This window comes from Massilia sp. YIM B02769 (genome assembly GCF_030411995.1).
GTDB lineage: Bacteria > Pseudomonadota > Gammaproteobacteria > Burkholderiales > Burkholderiaceae_D > Telluria.
Window position 1 is genome coordinate 244265 of the sequence record NZ_JASNRC010000010.1, and the last position, 16694, is coordinate 260958.

General features: G+C 66.2%; 11 protein-coding genes. 6 read left to right on the forward strand and 5 right to left on the reverse strand.

Annotated features, from left to right (window positions below; genetic code table 11):
- The first annotated feature begins 38 nt into the window (after positions 1 to 38).
- The 4 genes from ppc to QPK31_RS17915 all read left to right on the forward strand — a co-directional run bounded on the left by ppc (position 39) and on the right by QPK31_RS17915 (position 5938).
- On the forward strand, positions 39 to 2873 hold the full coding sequence (gene ppc, locus QPK31_RS17900) for a phosphoenolpyruvate carboxylase (RefSeq protein ID WP_290424252.1): 2835 nt from the start codon (positions 39 to 41) through the stop codon (positions 2871 to 2873).
- Between the two features lie 149 nt (positions 2874 to 3022).
- Positions 3023 to 4687, forward strand: coding sequence for a TonB C-terminal domain-containing protein (locus tag QPK31_RS17905; protein ID WP_290424253.1), 1665 nt, complete (start codon positions 3023 to 3025; stop codon positions 4685 to 4687).
- Positions 4688 to 4692: 5 nt separating this feature from the next.
- Positions 4693 to 5580, forward strand: coding sequence for an aromatic amino acid DMT transporter YddG (gene yddG / locus QPK31_RS17910; protein WP_290424254.1), 888 nt, complete (start codon positions 4693 to 4695; stop codon positions 5578 to 5580).
- 10 nt (positions 5581 to 5590) lie between these two features.
- Positions 5591 to 5938 carry a hypothetical protein gene (locus QPK31_RS17915; protein WP_290424255.1) on the forward strand — a complete coding sequence of 116 codons (348 nt, stop codon included), beginning with the start codon at positions 5591 to 5593 and terminating at the stop codon, positions 5936 to 5938.
- A 75-nt stretch (positions 5939 to 6013) separates the two neighbouring features.
- Here the strand turns inward: QPK31_RS17915 and QPK31_RS17920 are convergent, their stop codons facing one another.
- Positions 6014 to 6508, reverse strand: coding sequence for a hypothetical protein (locus tag QPK31_RS17920; RefSeq protein WP_290424256.1), 495 nt, complete (start codon positions 6506 to 6508; stop codon positions 6014 to 6016).
- A gap of 333 nt (positions 6509 to 6841) precedes the next feature.
- Between QPK31_RS17920 and QPK31_RS17925 the strand changes: the two genes are divergently transcribed.
- Positions 6842 to 7252: a hypothetical protein gene (locus QPK31_RS17925; RefSeq protein WP_290424257.1), complete on the forward strand. Its 411-nt coding sequence runs from the start codon at positions 6842 to 6844 to the stop codon at positions 7250 to 7252.
- A 177-nt stretch (positions 7253 to 7429) separates the two neighbouring features.
- Here the strand turns inward: QPK31_RS17925 and QPK31_RS17930 are convergent, their stop codons facing one another.
- From QPK31_RS17930 to QPK31_RS17945, 4 genes are all read right to left on the reverse strand, one after another.
- Positions 7430 to 8845 carry a cytochrome c gene (locus QPK31_RS17930; RefSeq protein ID WP_290424258.1) on the reverse strand — a complete coding sequence of 472 codons (1416 nt, stop codon included), beginning with the start codon at positions 8843 to 8845 and terminating at the stop codon, positions 7430 to 7432.
- A 15-nt stretch (positions 8846 to 8860) separates the two neighbouring features.
- Entirely contained in the window at positions 8861 to 10636 is a 1776-nt protein-coding gene (locus tag QPK31_RS17935; protein WP_290424259.1) for a GMC family oxidoreductase, read from the reverse strand.
- Between the two features lie 7 nt (positions 10637 to 10643).
- On the reverse strand, positions 10644 to 11369 hold the full coding sequence (locus QPK31_RS17940) for a gluconate 2-dehydrogenase subunit 3 family protein (RefSeq protein ID WP_290424260.1): 726 nt from the start codon (positions 11367 to 11369) through the stop codon (positions 10644 to 10646).
- A 477-nt stretch (positions 11370 to 11846) separates the two neighbouring features.
- Complete coding sequence (locus QPK31_RS17945; protein WP_290424261.1) at positions 11847 to 13778, reverse strand: methyl-accepting chemotaxis protein; 1932 nt, start codon at positions 13776 to 13778, stop codon at positions 11847 to 11849.
- 242 nt (positions 13779 to 14020) lie between these two features.
- On the opposite strand from QPK31_RS17945, the gene QPK31_RS17950 reads away from it, so the two are divergent.
- Positions 14021 to 16579 carry an EAL domain-containing protein gene (locus QPK31_RS17950; RefSeq protein WP_290424262.1) on the forward strand — a complete coding sequence of 853 codons (2559 nt, stop codon included), beginning with the start codon at positions 14021 to 14023 and terminating at the stop codon, positions 16577 to 16579.
- Positions 16580 to 16694: the final 115 nt, after the last annotated feature.

Below are 16694 nucleotides of genomic sequence, written 5' to 3' on the forward strand. Positions count from 1 at the left end.
AACCCGGCGTTTCCAACAATAGAGAACTAGTGGTCGATATGGACAAACCTGTTGCACCTGACACCCTCGCCGGCGCCGACAAGGACGCCCCGCTGAAAGAAGATATCCGCCTGCTCGGCCGCCTGCTCGGCGACGTGTTGCGCGACCAGGAAGGCGACGCCGTCTTCGACGTGGTCGAGACCATCCGCCAGACCGCCGTGCGCTTTCGCCGCGACGCCGATCCCGAGGCCGGCCAGGAACTCACGGCGCTGCTGCACAAGCTGACGCGCAACCAGACCATCTCGGTGGTGCGCGCCTTCTCGTACTTTTCGCACCTGGCCAACATCGCCGAAGACCAGCACCACAACCGGCGCCGCCGCACCCACCTGCTGAACGGCTCGCCGCCGCGCGAAGGCAGCGTCGGCTACGCCCTCGGTAAACTCCGCGCCGCCGGCGTCGAGCAAAACACGGTGGAGCGCTTCTTCAAGGACGCCCTGATCTCGCCGGTGCTCACCGCCCACCCGACCGAGGTGCAACGTAAAAGCATCCTCGACGCCGAGCACGACATCGCGCGCCTGCTGGCCGAACGCGACCAGCCGCTCACGCCCAAGGAGCAGGTGCGCAACCTGCAGCTGATGCACGCCCGGATCGCCACCCTGTGGCAAACGCGCATGCTGCGCTACACCAAGCTGACGGTGGCCGACGAAATCGAGAACGCCCTCTCCTACTACCGCATCACCTTCCTGCGCGAATTGCCTGCGCTGTACGACGACATCGAGGACGAGATCGGCGTCCAGTACCACGGCGCGCCGGCGCAACTGGGCGAGAATGCCTACGTGCAGATGGGCAGCTGGATCGGCGGCGACCGCGACGGCAACCCGAACGTCAACGCCGGCACCATGCGCCACGCCGTGATGCGCCACGCCACCACCATCCTCGACTGGTACCTGGACGAGGTGCACACGCTCGGCGCCGAGCTGTCGACCTCCACGCTGATGGTCGACATCACGCCCGCCATGCAGTCGCTGGCCGAGCGCTCGACCGACCAGTCGCCGCACCGCGAGGACGAACCCTACCGCCGCGCCCTGATCGGCATGTACGCGCGCCTGGCCGCCAGCGCGCGCGAACTCGGCGCGACCAACATCCTGCGCAAGGAAGTCGGCCACGCCGAGCCGTATGCCGACGCCAACGAGTTCGCGCAAGACCTGCAGGTCATCGCCGACTCGCTGGGCGCCAACCACGGCGCCATGCTGATCCTGCCGCGCCTGGCGGGCCTGATGCGCGCGGCGCGCATCTTCGGCTTCCACCTGGCCTCGCTCGACATGCGCCAGACCTCGGACGTGCACGAACGCGTGCTGGCCGAGATGTTCGAAAAGGCCGGTGTCGAAGCCGACTACGCGGCGCTGTCGGAAGACGACAAGGTGAAACTGCTGCTGGCCGAACTGGCGCAACCGCGTTTGCTGTACACGCCCTACGAAAGCTATTCCGAGGAAACCGAATCGGAACTGGCCATCGTGCGCGCCGCCCGCGAGATCCGCCAGCGCTACGGCGCGCGTGCGATCCGCAACTACATCATCTCGCACACCGAGGCGGTGTCCGACCTGCTGGAAGTGCTGCTGCTGCAGAAGGAAGGCGGCCTGCTGCACGTGTCGCAGGGCCGGTCCGACGTGATGGTGATCCCGCTGTTCGAGACCATTCCCGATTTGCAGCGTGCGGCCGCCATCATGGAAGAATGGATGGCCTTGCCGCCGGTGGCGCGCGTGATCGAGCACCAGGGCCGGCTGCAGGAAGTCATGCTCGGCTACTCGGATTCGAACAAGGACGGCGGCTTCCTGACCTCGAACTGGGAGCTGTACCAGGCCGAGCTGAAACTGGTGGAAGTCTTCGAACGCGCCAAGGTGAAGCTGCGCCTGTTCCACGGCCGCGGCGGCACCGTCGGCCGCGGCGGCGGCCCGAGCTACCAGGCGATCCTGGCGCAGCCTCCGGGCACCGTGAACGGCCAGATCCGCCTGACCGAACAGGGCGAGATCATCGCCTCGAAGTTCTCGAACCCCGAGATCGGCCGGCGCAACCTGGAGCTGCTGGTGGCGGCCACGCTGGAGGCGAGCCTGACCCCGCACCCGCAGGAAGGCGACAAGGCCGAGCGCCTGGCGCGCTTCGAGGGCGTGATGGCCGAGCTGTCCGAGCGTGCCTATAAAGCCTACCGCAACCTGGTCTACGAGACGCCGGGCTTCACCGACTACTTCTTCGCCGCCACGCCGATCGCCGAGATCGCGGAGCTGAACCTCGGCTCGCGCCCGGCCTCGCGCAAGTCGACTCGCCGCATCGAAGACCTGCGCGCGATTCCCTGGGGCTTCTCCTGGGGCCAGTGCCGCCTGCTGCTGCCGGGCTGGTACGGTTTCGGGTCGGCGGTCGCCGGCTGGCTGGAGGACGGCCAGCAAGAGGGCACCGCGGATGAACGCCTGGCCACGCTGCAGGAGATGTTCAAGGAGTGGCCCTTCTTCGCCACCCTGCTCTCGAACATGGACATGGTGCTGGCCAAGACCGACCTGGCGATTGCCTCGCGCTACGCCGAGCTGGTGCCGGATGCGGCGCTGCGCGAACGCATCTTCAAACGCATCGCGGCGGAACACGGCGAAACCATCCGCCGCCTGGAAGCGGTCACCGGCGCCGGCGAACGCCTGGCCGGCAACCCGCTGCTGGCCCGCTCGATCCAGAACCGCTTCGCCTACCTCGACCCGCTGAACCACTTGCAGGTCGAGCTGATCCACCGCCACCGCGCGATGTCGCGCAAGGCGGGCGAAGACGGCGGCGCCGAGATGGACCCGCGCGTGCACCGCGGGATCCACCTGTCGATCAATGGCGTGGCCGCCGGTTTGCGCAATACCGGCTAAGCGTCGAATGTAGGGTGGACGGCTCGTGATTCAGTCCACTGGACTGAATCACTCCACGCGTCGATCGCCGCAGCCTGCTCAGCCGTTATACGCTGCGCTTGCTGCAGAACTGCTAATATCGCCAGGTTTCAACCAACGCCCCTCGGAATTTGAGAGCCATTCCCTTCACCCCTCCCGGCCCAAGACGCCTGCACCTTGCGATCGCGATCTCCCTGATCGCGCACGCGCTGCTATTGAGCCTCACGCTGGGTGGTGAAGCCTTCGGCCTGCCCGGCCTGCACTTCCCCTGGGAAGAACGCCGGCTCGCCGCCAACGATTTACGTATTTCGCTCGCCCCGGCCCAGCCCACACCGCCGGCGCCCGCCGCCACACCCCACGCCACGCCGGAACGGCAGCCTTCGACACCGGCCCTCACCGCCACGCCGAAACGCAGCGACACGGAGAAACCGGCGTCGATGTCAGTGCCCGCGCCTGCTCCGGTGATCGAGGCAACGCCGCCCGCAGCACCCGCGCCGGCACCAGCGCCTCCAGCTCCTCCAGCGCCGCCTGCCCCGAAACCGGCGATCACCCTGCCGCGCACCGCCGACACCCAGCCTGACGCAGCAGCCGAGCAGGAACAGCGTCGCGAGGAAGCCGCCCGCGCCGAGGCAGCCCAACGCGAAGCCGATCGCCTTGCCCTCGTCCAAAAGGAAAACGCCGAGCGCGAGGCCGCGCGGCTGGAGCAGGTCCGGCAACAGGCGGAAGCCGCACGCGTCGAAGCTGCACGCCTGGATGCCCTGCGATTGGAAGAAGCCCGTCAGGCCCAGCTCGAAGCGGCGCGCCAGGAACAACGCAGGCAGGCCGAGCAGGCGACAAAGGCCGAAGCCGAACGCCAGGAGGCCGCACGCCAGGCCCTGGCCCAGCAAGAGGCGCAGCGCCGCGTAGCACAGGAGCAGGAACAGGCCCGCCTGGCCGAGCAGGCGCGCCAAGAAGCCGCACGCGCCGAGGCCGCACGCCAGGAGCAAGCCCGCCTGGCGCAGCTGGAAGCCGAAAGACAGGAAGCCGCCCGCCGCGACGCCGCCCAGCGCGAGGCCGCGCGACAGCAAGCTATCGCACAGGAAGCGGCACGCCAGGAAAGCATGCAACGCGAGGCCGCCCGCCAGGAAGCGGTGAGCCAGGAGCAAGCGCGCCTGGCCCAGCTGGAAGCGCAAAAGCAGGAAGCCGCGCGCCGCGAAGCCGCCGGGCGTGAAGCCGCACGTCAGGAAGCCCTCGCCCAGGAAGCTGCGCGCCAGGAAGCAGCAAGACAGGAACAGGCAGGACAGGAACAGGCGCGCCAGGCCCAGGAGAAGCTGGCCCTGGCCCAGCGCGAGAAAGCCGAACAGGAAGCACGGCGCGAAGAACGCCTGCGCGCCATCGGCAGGCAGCTGAACGAAGAAGCCGCCAAGCGCGACGCCGCGGCCAAGCTCCCGCCCACGACCAGCAGCCTGCGCCGCGGCTGGCTGTTCGGCCGCAGCGACCCGAATGCCGAGATGGTCCAGTACGCGCAGGCCATGAGCCACAAGATCGAAATGAACCAGTCGTTCGACGCCGTGCGCGACTTGGTGAAACAGCCGCATGCGCAGCCCATCGTCACGGTGGCCGTACGCGCCGACGGCTCGGTCGAGAAGGTGACGTTTGTCGTCTCCAGCGGCAACCGCGCACTCGATGCGGCCATCGAGCAGGTGGTGGCCAACCAGGCGCCCTACGGCAAATTCCCGCCTGCCCTCGCCCGCCAGTACGACGTGATCGAAATTCGCCGTACCTGGATCTTCGACATGGCGATCAGGCTGGAGTAGGCGGCATGCACGGCACGAACAAGGCAACCCTGATCGGACTGGTGGCGATTCTCCTGTGGAGCGCCATCGTCGGCCTGATCCGCAGCGTCAGCGATCACCTCGGCCCCACTGGCGGTGCGGCCATGATGTACAGCCTGGCCTCCGTTTTCCTGCTGCTGTCGGTCGGGCATGTGAAGCTGAGCGAATTCCCGCGCCGCTACCTGGCCTGGGGCAGCCTGCTGTTCGTGAGCTATGAGCTGTGCCTGGCGCTGTCGATCGGTTACGCCAGCACGGCGCGCCAGGCCATCGAGGTTGGCATGGTCAACTACTTGTGGCCGACCTTCACCGTGATCGCCGCCATCCTGTTCAACCGCCAGCGCGCCAACTGGCTGATCGTGCCCGGCTTCGCGCTGTCGATCGTCGGCATCTGCTGGGTGCTGGGCGGCGACGGCGGCTTCGATGTCGCCGGCATGCTGGCTAATGTGCGCGACAGCCCGCTCAGCTACGGCCTGGCTTTTGCCGGCGCATTGATCTGGGCCGCCTACTGCACCGTGACGGCGCGCATCGCCAACGGCAAGAACGGCGTGACGCTGTTCTTCATCCTGGTGTCGATCACCTTGTGGATCAAGTACCTGCTCGAAGGTGGCGGCGCCATGGACTTCAGTCTGGAAGCGGTCGTCTACCTCGTGCTGGCCGCTGGCGCGATGGGATTCGGCTACGGCGCCTGGAACGTGGGCATCCTCCACGGGAACGTGACGGTCCTGGCTGGCGCGTCCTACTTCATCGCGGTGTTCTCGGCGGCGCTCTCGACGCTGCTGCTGCGCGCACCGTTGTCCCTGGCCTTCTGGCAGGGCGCGGCCATGGTCTACGGCGGCGCGATCCTGTGCTGGCTGGCGACCCGCAACAACATATAGGAGGGTCGGCATGCAGCGTTGGAACTGGGTCATGTCAGCGGATATACACGGCCGGTGGATCACGACGAATGGCTATGCCGAAATCGATCTCGACGCGAAAGGATGGCGTGCGACGCTGCGTTACCATGCGCAGGATGACGGGATCTATCACTGGATCGATGCGCGCTTCGATGGCGATGACATCGAAGCAGAGGTCAGTTCTCCCAATCCTGATGTCGGCGCGTTCCGGTTGGCAGGCACGATATTCAAGGGCCGGCAAGGGAATGGCATCGAACCGGTGATGATGCTCCTGACTGACGGCACGACGGTGCTGAGCCTTGCGTACGGCGCGCATTCGCACCTGGGCAATCTTGGCTAACCTGGGTACGCCGAAGTGGCCGCCGCGCAAACGCGACTGGCTGGGCGTTGTCGGCATGTGTCGCCGGTCGGCGTACTAGCGCGGCCATGTGCGTTCGACCAGCTCGTCGATCGGGAGCGGCGCTCCCGCCTTCGCGGCTGCTTCCGTCCACTCTGTCACCGCAGGCATACTCTCTGTCGAAGGCGTACCGCCCCACAAACCAGCACGTATGGCAAAGATGACGGCCCCTTTCTCGACCGTGGGAGGTGGAATCGCGCGCAGCCGCGAAACCAGCACCTGCGCCAGGCCGGATGGCAAGCCGGGCCGGATATCGAGCCATGCGGCGGACTGATTGCCAGGCCGGATCGCAAGGACCAGGAAGCCGCCCGCCGGTTCACGTTGTTCACCCGCCAGCACCTCGCCCGCAACGGCGTTCACCGAGCGGATGTATGGTGCCAGTGCACTCGGCATGATCCGCTCATGCAGAACGGCATCAGGCTGCAGCAGCACGACATCGCGCATCTGGTAAGGCGTTTTCGCCGATGCGATATTGGCCAATGCCAGTACAAGGAACAACAACACCATCCGCATCGTGACTCTCCATTGTGTTGACTGTTGATCGAATTGCCCCGGCCTCATCGGGATTTGGCTGCGCCTTCGCCCCGCATTGTCGCCGGTGGCAAGCAAACGGGACCTCGCAGTGTAGAGACGGCCTTGCTCTCGTGGCAAGCATTTTGTCTGCCGCCATCGATCCGGGCCGCCCGGCATCGGCACACGGTCGCGCGCAACTCGGCGTCTGTAACCCGGTCTAATCATCAAAAACGAACATGCCTTATCCCCCCACCGGGATACACCCTCGAATAAGGGATGTGTCTCGACGAGCAGGAACCACTTCGGAACGCACGCTTGAGAAAGGGGATCATCATGTCTCGGATCGCATGCAGCACTCTCGCCCTGCTGGCCGCCAGCCTCTGCAGCCAGGCCGCTGCAGAAACGACCAGGGTCGAGCTAGGCTGGGGCAACATCACGCCATGCTCGAAGGTTGAATGGCGTAACGACGGCATCTTCGGCACGCCCTCACCGACCGTGGTCACGGCCGAACAAAGAGTCCACGCCTACGCTGTTGTCGAGACGCCCACGGTCGCCGGCATCCAGAACGATATCCAGCAATGCGCCGTCCAGGGAGCAGCGGCGGCCGGCCTCGCGGCCATCCTGGCTTCCCCGGCAGGCGCCATGCCGGCCTTCCAGGCGCAGTTCGACAGCTGTATCCAGGAACGGGCGCAAAGCTATTTGTCCTTGTCGCTCGAGGTGTCGGAAGGCGAATGCATGTGGTAGTGCGATTCCTCGGCCATGCCGCAAAGGAATCGCACAAGCACAAGCTGAAGCCATGTTCGATGCCCGGACTGGCTGCGGCGGTTTGTTCGCAGACGAAAAAAAATGCCGCCGGGGCGAATAGCCCAGGCGGCATCTTCGGCAGCAGACCGGTCACGCCGGCCTGCAAGCGTCAACGGCTTAGTGCACCTTCTGCTCCGCACCCGTAATCTTGCGCATTTCTTCCAGCGAGGTCACATTACCGGCTTTCAGCTCCTGCTCGTCCATGCCCTTGCGGACCTTCTCGACTTGCGAAGCGGTGGCGGTGGCGGCGTTGTTACCCCAGCTCTGGCGCACGAAGGTCACCAGTTGCGCGGCCTCGTCGTCCGATAGGCGCCATGCGAAGCCCGGCATGCCCAGGTCCGACGGTGCGGTCTTGGTCGATGGCAGGCGGCTACCGGCCAGGACCACGCGGATCAGCGAAGTCGGATCATCCTGCAGCACGGTCGGGTTGCCCGGCAGCGCAGGGAACACGATCTGGTTCGACTTGCCGTCGGTACGGTGGCAGGCCGCGCAGTTGTCCAGGTAGAGCTGGGCGCCGCGGTTCTTCTCGACGCCGGCGAACAGTTCCTTCGCTGTCGTGTCGCTCACCGTGTAGGTCGCTTTCGTCTTGCCCGTCGCAGGCAGCGTCTTGATGTAGGCCGCCATCGCGTTCAGGTCGGCATCCGTCATGTGCTGGGTGCTGTGCGAGACCACGTCGTTCATCGGACCGCCGACGACAGCCGTGTGGCTGTTACGTGCGCTCTTCAGGGTGGCGACGATGTCTTCCTGGCTCCAGGCGCCCATGCCGCCGACCTTGTCGCCGCGCAGGTTGATGGCCAGCCAGCCGTCGATCAGCGGACCGCCCGACAGGTACTCCGGACCGGATTCGTCAAGCGCCAGCTCGCTCATGGTGTTCGAGCGCGGGGTATGGCAGCTGCCGCAGTGGCCCAGGCTTTGCACCAGGTAGGCGCCGCGCGCGATATTCGCGTCGGCGTACTTGCTGGTGTCGACCGGCGCCACCGCCGGCGCGAACTGCTTGCGCCAGATCGACAGCGGCCAGCGCATCGACAGCGGCCACGGAATATCGCTTGCACGGTTTTCCGCTTCCACCGGCGCCACGCCCTTCATGAAGTAAACGTACAGGGCGCGCAGGTCCTGGTCGCTCATCTTCGCGTACGACGGGTAAGGCATCGACGGGTACAGCGTGCCGCCGCCCGGCTTGATGCCATGGCGGACCGCGCGGTCGAAGTCGTTCAGCGTGTAGTTGCCGATACCGGTCTTCTTGTCCGGCGTGATGTTGGTGGCGTACATCGTGCCGATCGGCGACTCGATGCCACGGCCGCCGGCATACTGCTTGCCGTTGCCCGCGGTGTGGCAGGCGATACAGTCGGATGCGACAGCCACGTAGCGGCCCGCTTCGATCAGCTGCTTCTCTTCGGCGCTACCGGCCGCCACTTGCGGACCCGCGCCGATGTCGCGGGTCTCGGTCGGGATCAGCGCGTAGGCCAGCGCACCAACGAACACCAGGGCGCCCACGCCGACGACGCCGGCCAGGATTTTTTTCTTGGAACTCATGCTCATCCTTGCGTCTTATGCCTGCACCAGCGGGCCCGGGTTTTTGATGTACAGCTCGCGAACAGCCTTGGCGCACCAGTAGGTCAGTGCACCCACCATGCCGGTCGGGTTGTAGCCGTTGTTCTGCGGGAAGGCGTTGGCGCCCGGCGCGAACACGTTCGGCACGTCCCAGGACTGCAGGTACTTGTTCAGGGCCGAAGTCTTCGGGTTCACGCCCATGATCGCGCCGCCGCAGGTGTGGGTCGACTGGTACTGGGTGATGTTGTAGTGCGAGCCGTCCTTCTTGGCGTCGCCCTTCATCGCCTTCGGTCCCAGGACCTTGCACATGTCGGTGGCTTTCTCGACCAGGTACTGCGAAGCCTTGATCTCGTTGTCGTGCCAGTCGAAGGTCATGCGCAGCAGCGGACGGCCGAACGCATCCTTGTAGGTCGGGTCCAGGCTCAGGTAGGCGTCGTCGTACGACATGCAGGAGCCCTGCACTTCGTAATAGAACGAGTGGCGGAAGGCTTCCTTCACGCCCTTCTTCCATTCGCTGCCCCAGGCCGGCACGCCCGGCGGCGTGGCGATGCCGCGCACGGGGCCGGCGCCCGGCTGGCGCGCCCAGATGATGCCGCCGCCGATGTAGCCGGTCTTGGACGAATCGTTGCGGTTGCCGTTCAGGTCGTCGAAGGTGGTGCCGGCGCCGCCGATACCGATGAACTGGTTGGCCTGCACGGTCTCGTCGAAGAACAGCGAGACGCGGTTCAGGTTCTGGTACGAGTAGTTGTTGCCGACGTTGCCGGTTTTCGACACCGGGTCGTACGGGGTACCGATGCCCGACACCAGCATCATGTGCACGTTGAACAGCGAGAACGCGCACAGCAGGACCAGGTCGGCCGGCTGTTCGGTTTCGCGGCCTTCCGCGTCGAGGTAGGACACGCCGGTGGCCATCTTCTTGTCGGCGGTCAGGTTCACCTTCAGCACTTGCGCGTGGGTGCGCAGGGTGAAGTTCTCGCGGGTGCGCAGCACCGGCAGGATGTTGACGTTCGGGCTGGCCTTGGAATAGTTCAGGCAGCCGTAGTCCGAGCAGAAGCCGCAGGCATTGCACGGGCCCATCTGGCAGCCGTACGGATTGATGTACGGAGCCGAGGCGTTCGAGGCCGGGATCGGGAACGGGTGGTAGCCCATTTCGCGCGCGGCTTTATAAAACCATTCGGCACCCAGGTAGCTCGGGTTCGGGCCGAGCGGGTAGTCGCGCTTGCGCGAACCCTCGAACGGGTTGCCGCCTTCGACGATCTGCCCGTTGATGACGCCGCCCTTGCCCGAGGTGCCGCACACGTATTCGAAGTGGTCGAAGTGCGGTTCCAGGTCTTCGTACGTCACCGGGAAATCCTGCACCGTCATGTTGGCCGGGATGAAGTTCTTGCCGAAGCGCTGCTCCAGGTTGGAACGCACCTTGAAGTCTTCCGGCAGGGCGCGGAAGTGGGCGCCCGACCAGTGGCTGCCGGCGCCGCCGACGCCGGTGCCCGGCTTGAACGAACCCATCTGGCGGTAAGGCACGGCGGTGTCGTTGATGCCGTGGCGGATGGTCACGGTTTCCTGGTTCAGCGACTGCAGGTACTTGCGGTGTACCGAGCCTTCGAGCTCGTCGACCACGCGCGGGTAGGAGAAATCGGTTTGCGTGTCGCGGTCCGGGCCGCGCTCGAGCGCGACCACATTCAGGCCGGCGTCGGTGAGTTCCTTGGCCATGATGGCGCCGGTCCAGCCCATGCCGACGATAACGACGTCTACTTTGTTTTTTACGATTGCCATGTTCTTGTTATCCTCTGCGTCCTGCCAGGTCCACCGGTCCGATCGGATACGGTTTGTCGCGTACCTCGACCCAGTCGAGGTAATCGGCGCGCATGCCCGGGTAGCCGATCATCTTCCAGGCGCCCATGTTCTTGTTGCCGCCGTGGCGCGGGTCGGCGAAGTAGCCGTTGCGGGTTTCGTTCAGCAAGTTGCTGAAGAAGAGCTTGGCCGAGATGTTTTCCAGCTTGATCTTGCCGGCTTCGGCATCCTTGAGCAGGGCTTCCTGCTTGGCCACGCCCAGGTCGGCGAAACGCTTGCCCGAGAAGTTGGCGGTGCAGTGGGCGTCCATCGCCTTGATGCCGACGCGCAGGATGTCGCGCAGCGGCAGCTTGCCCTGGTAGCCGAACTCGGGCGCCGCTTCCAGGAACGGGCCCTGCATGTACCACAGGCCGCCATTGGCGTACGGGGTCTGCATGTGGCGGTCGAGGAATTCCAGCACGCCGGATTCGACGGCGCCCGGACCGTGTTCGTCGTGCGGGATCAGGCGGTCGACGGCGGCGCCGAGGAAGCGCCATTCATCGGCATTGAAGAAGGTCGGCTTGTAGTCGTCGGGCTTGCCTTCGGCCGTGGTCGTCGTGCTGGCGCTGGCGCCGGTGACGCCCTGGATGGCGCCGGCAACGCCGACGCCCATCGGCACGAAGACCAGACTCTTGATCAGGCTCCGGCGGGAGGGGGATTTGGTTTCGTCAGACATAACAGTTCTCGGTAATGACGTCACGCCCGGCCGGGCGCGCGTGTGGTGGAACTTTCAAAAAGGGGGCGATGCTACACGGAAACACGCGCGCACGGGAGGCAGATACATGGTTGATACAAAACGGCCATGTAACAGTTGCAGCGCTGCGACGGATTACGGGAAATCCACAATAGGCAGGGCAATCGTGCGCGACCCTGATACACAATTCCCCGGGACAGCGGGCTTTTGTGCAGGTAAATACTGCATAGGAATAGTCTTCGCGCATCGCTGCATCATAGTCAGATGCCGCGAAACGGCGCGCACGCAAGCCGGGAGGATTGTTAAATCGCAGCGGCGCGCGGGAGAATGTGGACAGGAATGTCCGGAAAGGCAGAGCCGCGGACAGTCCTGCCTGGTGGGTTCAAGAACCCACCCTACATATCGCGGTAGGGTGGGTTCTTGAACCCACCACCCGTGCTCTCGGACGGCGCGATGCGATCACCGGCCGAGCAGCTTGCGCACCGGCGCCTGCGCCACCAGCACCGCCCCGCCCTCTTCTTCCAGCTTGAAGCCGCTCACCACCTGCGCCAGCCTGGCCGCCTGCTCTTCCAGCGCGCCCGCTGCCGCCGCCGCTTCCTCGACCAGCGCCGCATTCTGCTGGGTCACGTCGTCCATGGCCGCGATCGACACATTCACCTGGCCGATACCCTGGCTTTGCTCGCTGCTGGCGGCGTCGATCTCGCTCATCAGGTCGGCCACGCGCTGCACCGCCTGGACGATGCCGGTCATGGTGGCGCCGGCCGTGTCGACCAGGCGCGCGCCCGCCTCCACCTGCTCGCTCGAGGCCCCGATCAAATCCTTGATCTCCTTGGCCGCCGCCGCCGAGCGCTGGGCCAGGCTGCGCACTTCGGAGGCGACGACCGCGAAGCCGCGCCCCTGCTCGCCGGCGCGCGCCGCTTCCACCGCCGCGTTCAGCGCCAGGATGTTGGTCTGGAAGGCGATGCCGTCGATCACGCCGATGATGTCGGCGATCCTGCGCGAGCTGTCGGAGATGGCGCCCATCGTCGCCACCACATCGCCCACCACCGTGCCGCCTGCGCGCGCCTGGCCGCTGGCCGACATCACCAGCTGGTTCGCCTGGCGCGCATTGTCGGCATTCTGGCGTACGGTCGAGGTCAATTCCTCCATCGCGGCGGCCGTCTCTTCCAGGCTGGATGCCTGGGCTTCGGTACGACTCGACAGGTTCAGGTTGCCGGCCGCGATTTCGGCCGAGGCGCCGGCAATCGCGTGGGTGCTGTCGCGCACCTCGCTCATGGTCCGGTTCAGCGACGACACGAAGCGGTTGAAGGCGTCGGCCAGCTGGCCGACTTCGTCCTCGCTCTCGACCGGCATGCGGCGCGTCAGGTCGCCCTTGCCGTCGGCGATCTCGTCGAGCATGGCGGCGGCGCGCGAGACCGGCGCGGCGATCGCGCGGCTGATCAGGAAGATCAGCACTAGGCCGATGCCGCCGCCGATCACGCCGGCCGCCAGGCTCGCCAGCAGGGTCGAGCGGGTCAGTTCGCCCAGCACTTCGCTTTCCGGCACCTCGGCGATGACGTACAGGCCCAGCTCGGGGATATACGACGAGGCCACGATCATCTCGCCCTGCGCCGAGGCGTGGGCGGCATGCGCGAACTTCGCTTTTCCGAGCAGGCCCGCCACCAGATCCGGCCCGAAGCCCGGCAGGTCCTTCATGTTGTGCGCGCCGTCGGCCAGGGCGGCGTCGCGGTGCAGCAGGATGGTGCCGTCCTCGCGCACCAGGTACACGTAGCCCGACGCGCCGACCTTGTAGGCGCGCACCGCCTCGCCGAGCGCATTGATCGACAGGCCGAGACCGGCCACCGCCAGCTTGCCGTCGCCGGCGTCGGCGCGGGTATTGATGAAGAGCTTGAGTTCGCCGGTCTTGGGATCGGCGTTCATGTTCAGTTCGTGGGCCTGGCCGCTGGCGAGGAACTTGCTCATCCAGGCGTCGCGCGGATTGTCCTTTTCCAGCATATAGCTCAAGCCGCTCTCGTCCATGAACTTCAGGGTCGAGGGCGAGGCCCAGAACACGGTGGCGGCCTTGTTGTCGGCCTTCAGGCGCGCGGCGTAGGTACGCCATGCGTCGAGACCTGCGTCGTCCAGGCCAGCCCGTTCCCAGGCCTGCACATAGGTATTGCCGGCAACGCCAAGCGAGGCGCTCAAGGGGCCGGTGATCTGGCGCAGGACGTCGTTGCGGATCTCGCCGACCACGGCCGGCAACTCGTGGTTGACGACGCGCGCGCGCATGCCGCGGCCGGTCAGGCTGACGCTGAGGGCAGCGGAAATCGCGATGAAAAGCAGCAGGCAGGCGGCCATGCCGAGCATGAGCCTGGTCTTGATGGACGAGCGGCGTAGGAGTCGGGCGAACATGGGAAGGGTCTGTTAGAAGAGGAAAATTGCTCAAGTGCATGGTCTCCCGAGCGCGGCAAGCTGGTCAACCTTATTCAATTTGGGTATTTGCAGGGTGACAAAGAAACGTTGCGCATGCGCTGCAACGGTGCATTTTGACCAACATCAGCATTCTTTAATGTTGAGCCAATTGCACGGAGACAATGCGAGAGGCGGCGTTCATACTTCCCGCTTCCGCCCACCAGCCCATCACGAGGTGACCAGTGCGTCCTCTTTCGAAACGACCCGGGAACCCGCTCGGTGCGCGCCTGCGCCAACGCCTCGGCCTGGCGCGGCGCACGGGCAGCGCGGCGCTTGCCGACCTCGCCACCCTGCGCGATGCCCACGAGCGCCTGCAGGCCCGCTTCGCGCTGCTGCGCGAATCGACCAGCGACGGCCTGTGGGACGTGGAACTGGGCAAGCGCAAGCTGATGGACCCGGCCAACGAATTCATCTGGTCCGAGCAGGTGCGGCGCATGGTCGGCTATGGCGACACGGGCGAACTGCCGAACGGCCTGGCCAGCCTCCTGAAACTGCTGCACCCCGACGACGTGCTGCCGACGGTTACCGCCTTCACCGCCCACATCCACGACCGCAGCGGCCGGACGCCCTACGACGTCACCTACCGCCTGCGCTGCAAGAGCGGCGAATACCGCTGGTTCCGCGCCCTCAGCCACGCCCAGCGCACCGCGGCCGGCTACGCGATCCGCGTCGCCGGCGCCCTCACCGACATCACCGACCGGCGCGCCATGCTTGCCCTGCAGCGCTATGCCGAGGCCATCGTCGCCAGCCTGCCGACCGGGCTGATGGTGCTCGACGGCGAGCTCTACATCCAGAGCATGAACCGCGCCTTTTGCGACATCGTCGGCCTGGCCGACGAAGCGCAGATGCGCGGCCAGGACTTCGGCGCGGTGATCCCGAAATCGGCGATTCGTGATTTGGCTGCTTCCCTGCTGGCCGCCGGCGACACCCGCCACGGCATCGGCGTCGACCTCGGCGACAAGCACCTGCGCGTGGCGATGGAGGCGATCGTGCTGGCCGAGGGCGAACGGCGCCTGCTGGTGATGGCCGAAGACGTGACCGAGGAGCAGCGCCTGCGCGACGAAGCGCGCCACCATGCCGCGCGCTACCGCGACCAGGCCTCGCTGCTCGACAAGGCGCGCGACGCCATCATCGTGCGCGGCATCGACGGCCGCGTGCAGTTCTGGAATAAGGGCGCCCAGCGCCTGTACGGCTGGAGCAGCGAGGAAGTGCTGGGCCACCGCATCGACCACTGGCTGTACCGCGACGGCCCGGCCGCATCAAGCGCGGTGGTGAAGATCACGCTGGAGGCAGGAGAATGGAGCGGCGAGATCGCCCAGCGGCGCAAGGATGGCGCCCTGCTCACGGTGGAAGGCTACTGGACCCTGGTGCGCGACGAGGAGGAGTGGCCGAAAGCCTTTTTGGTCATCAATACCGACATCACCCAGCGCAAGGCCAGCGACGAAAAGATCCGCAACCTGGCCCTGTACGACACCCTCACCGGCCTGGCCAACCGTACCCTGCTCACCGACCGCATGGCCAGTGCGCTCGAACGCGCGGCCCAGGCCGGGGATCCCCTCGCCGTGCTGTTCCTCGACCTGAACCGCTTCAAGGAGATCAACGATACGCAGGGCCACGGCGTCGGCGACCAGGTGCTGGTGAAGGTGGCGCGGCGCTTGCAGGCCGCGCTGCGCGAAGAAGAAGTGCTGGCGCGCCTGGCCGGCGACGAGTTCGTGGTGGTGGCCGAGCGCGCCGACGCCGCGGTGGCCGCGCGCATTGCCGGGCGCCTGGTCGACGCCATGCAGGACCCGGTGGCCACGCACAGCCAGACCTTCCCGGTGGGCCTGTCGATCGGCATCGCCACCTTCCCGCGCGACGGCGCCTGCATGGACGATCTGCTGAAACGCGCCGACATCGCCATGTACCGCGCCAAGGCGGCCGGCGGCGGCTTCATGTTCTACCAGCCGGAGATGAGCATGGGCCTGCTGGAGCGCATCGAACTGGCCAAGGACTTATCCAGCGCGCTGGCCGCCGGCGCGCTGCAGCTCCATTTCCAGCCGCAGGTGGATTTGGCGAACGGCCGCGCCATCGGCGCCGAAGCCCTGCTGCGCTGGCGCGATCCGCAGCGCGGCTGGGTCAGTCCCGGTGTGTTCATCCCGATTGCCGAGAGCCGCGGCATGATCTGCGCGCTCGGGCGCTGGGTGCTGGGCGAAGCCTGCCGCCAGATGCGCGCCTGGGTCGACGCCGGCTTGCGCTTCCCCGGGCGCCTGTGGATCAACCTCGCGGCCCAGCAACTGGAAGAAGCCGACCTGGTGGCCAGCATCCGCGGCATCACCGGCGCCGCCGGCATCGCGCCCGGCTGCCTGGCGCTGGAGCTGACCGAGAGCGGGTTGATGGCGGATATGGAAGGCTCGATCCGCACCATGGCAACCCTGCGCGAGGATGGGTTTGCGATTGCGATCGACGACTTCGGGACCGGGTATTCGTCGCTGGCGTATCTGAAGCGGCTGCCGGCGGACAAGCTGAAGATCGACATGTCGTTCGTGCGCGACATGCTGACCGACCGCCATGATTACACCATCGTCACCACCATCATCGGCATGGCGCGCAACCTGGGGCTGGAGGTGATTGCCGAGGGCGTGGAAGAAGGCGCGCAGGCGCAGGCGCTGCGCTCGCTGGGGTGCGGCGAAGCGCAGGGGTATTACTTCGGGAAGCCGGTGCCGGCCGAGGTGTTTGCGGAAAAGTGGCTGAGCGCCGCGTGATCGCAACGGCCTTCGCCAATGGCGGCCTGCGGCCGTGATCGTGATTCTGACCTGCGGCCGTGATCGTGATCGTGATCGTGATTGTGATTGTGATTGTGACCTGCGGCCGTGATTG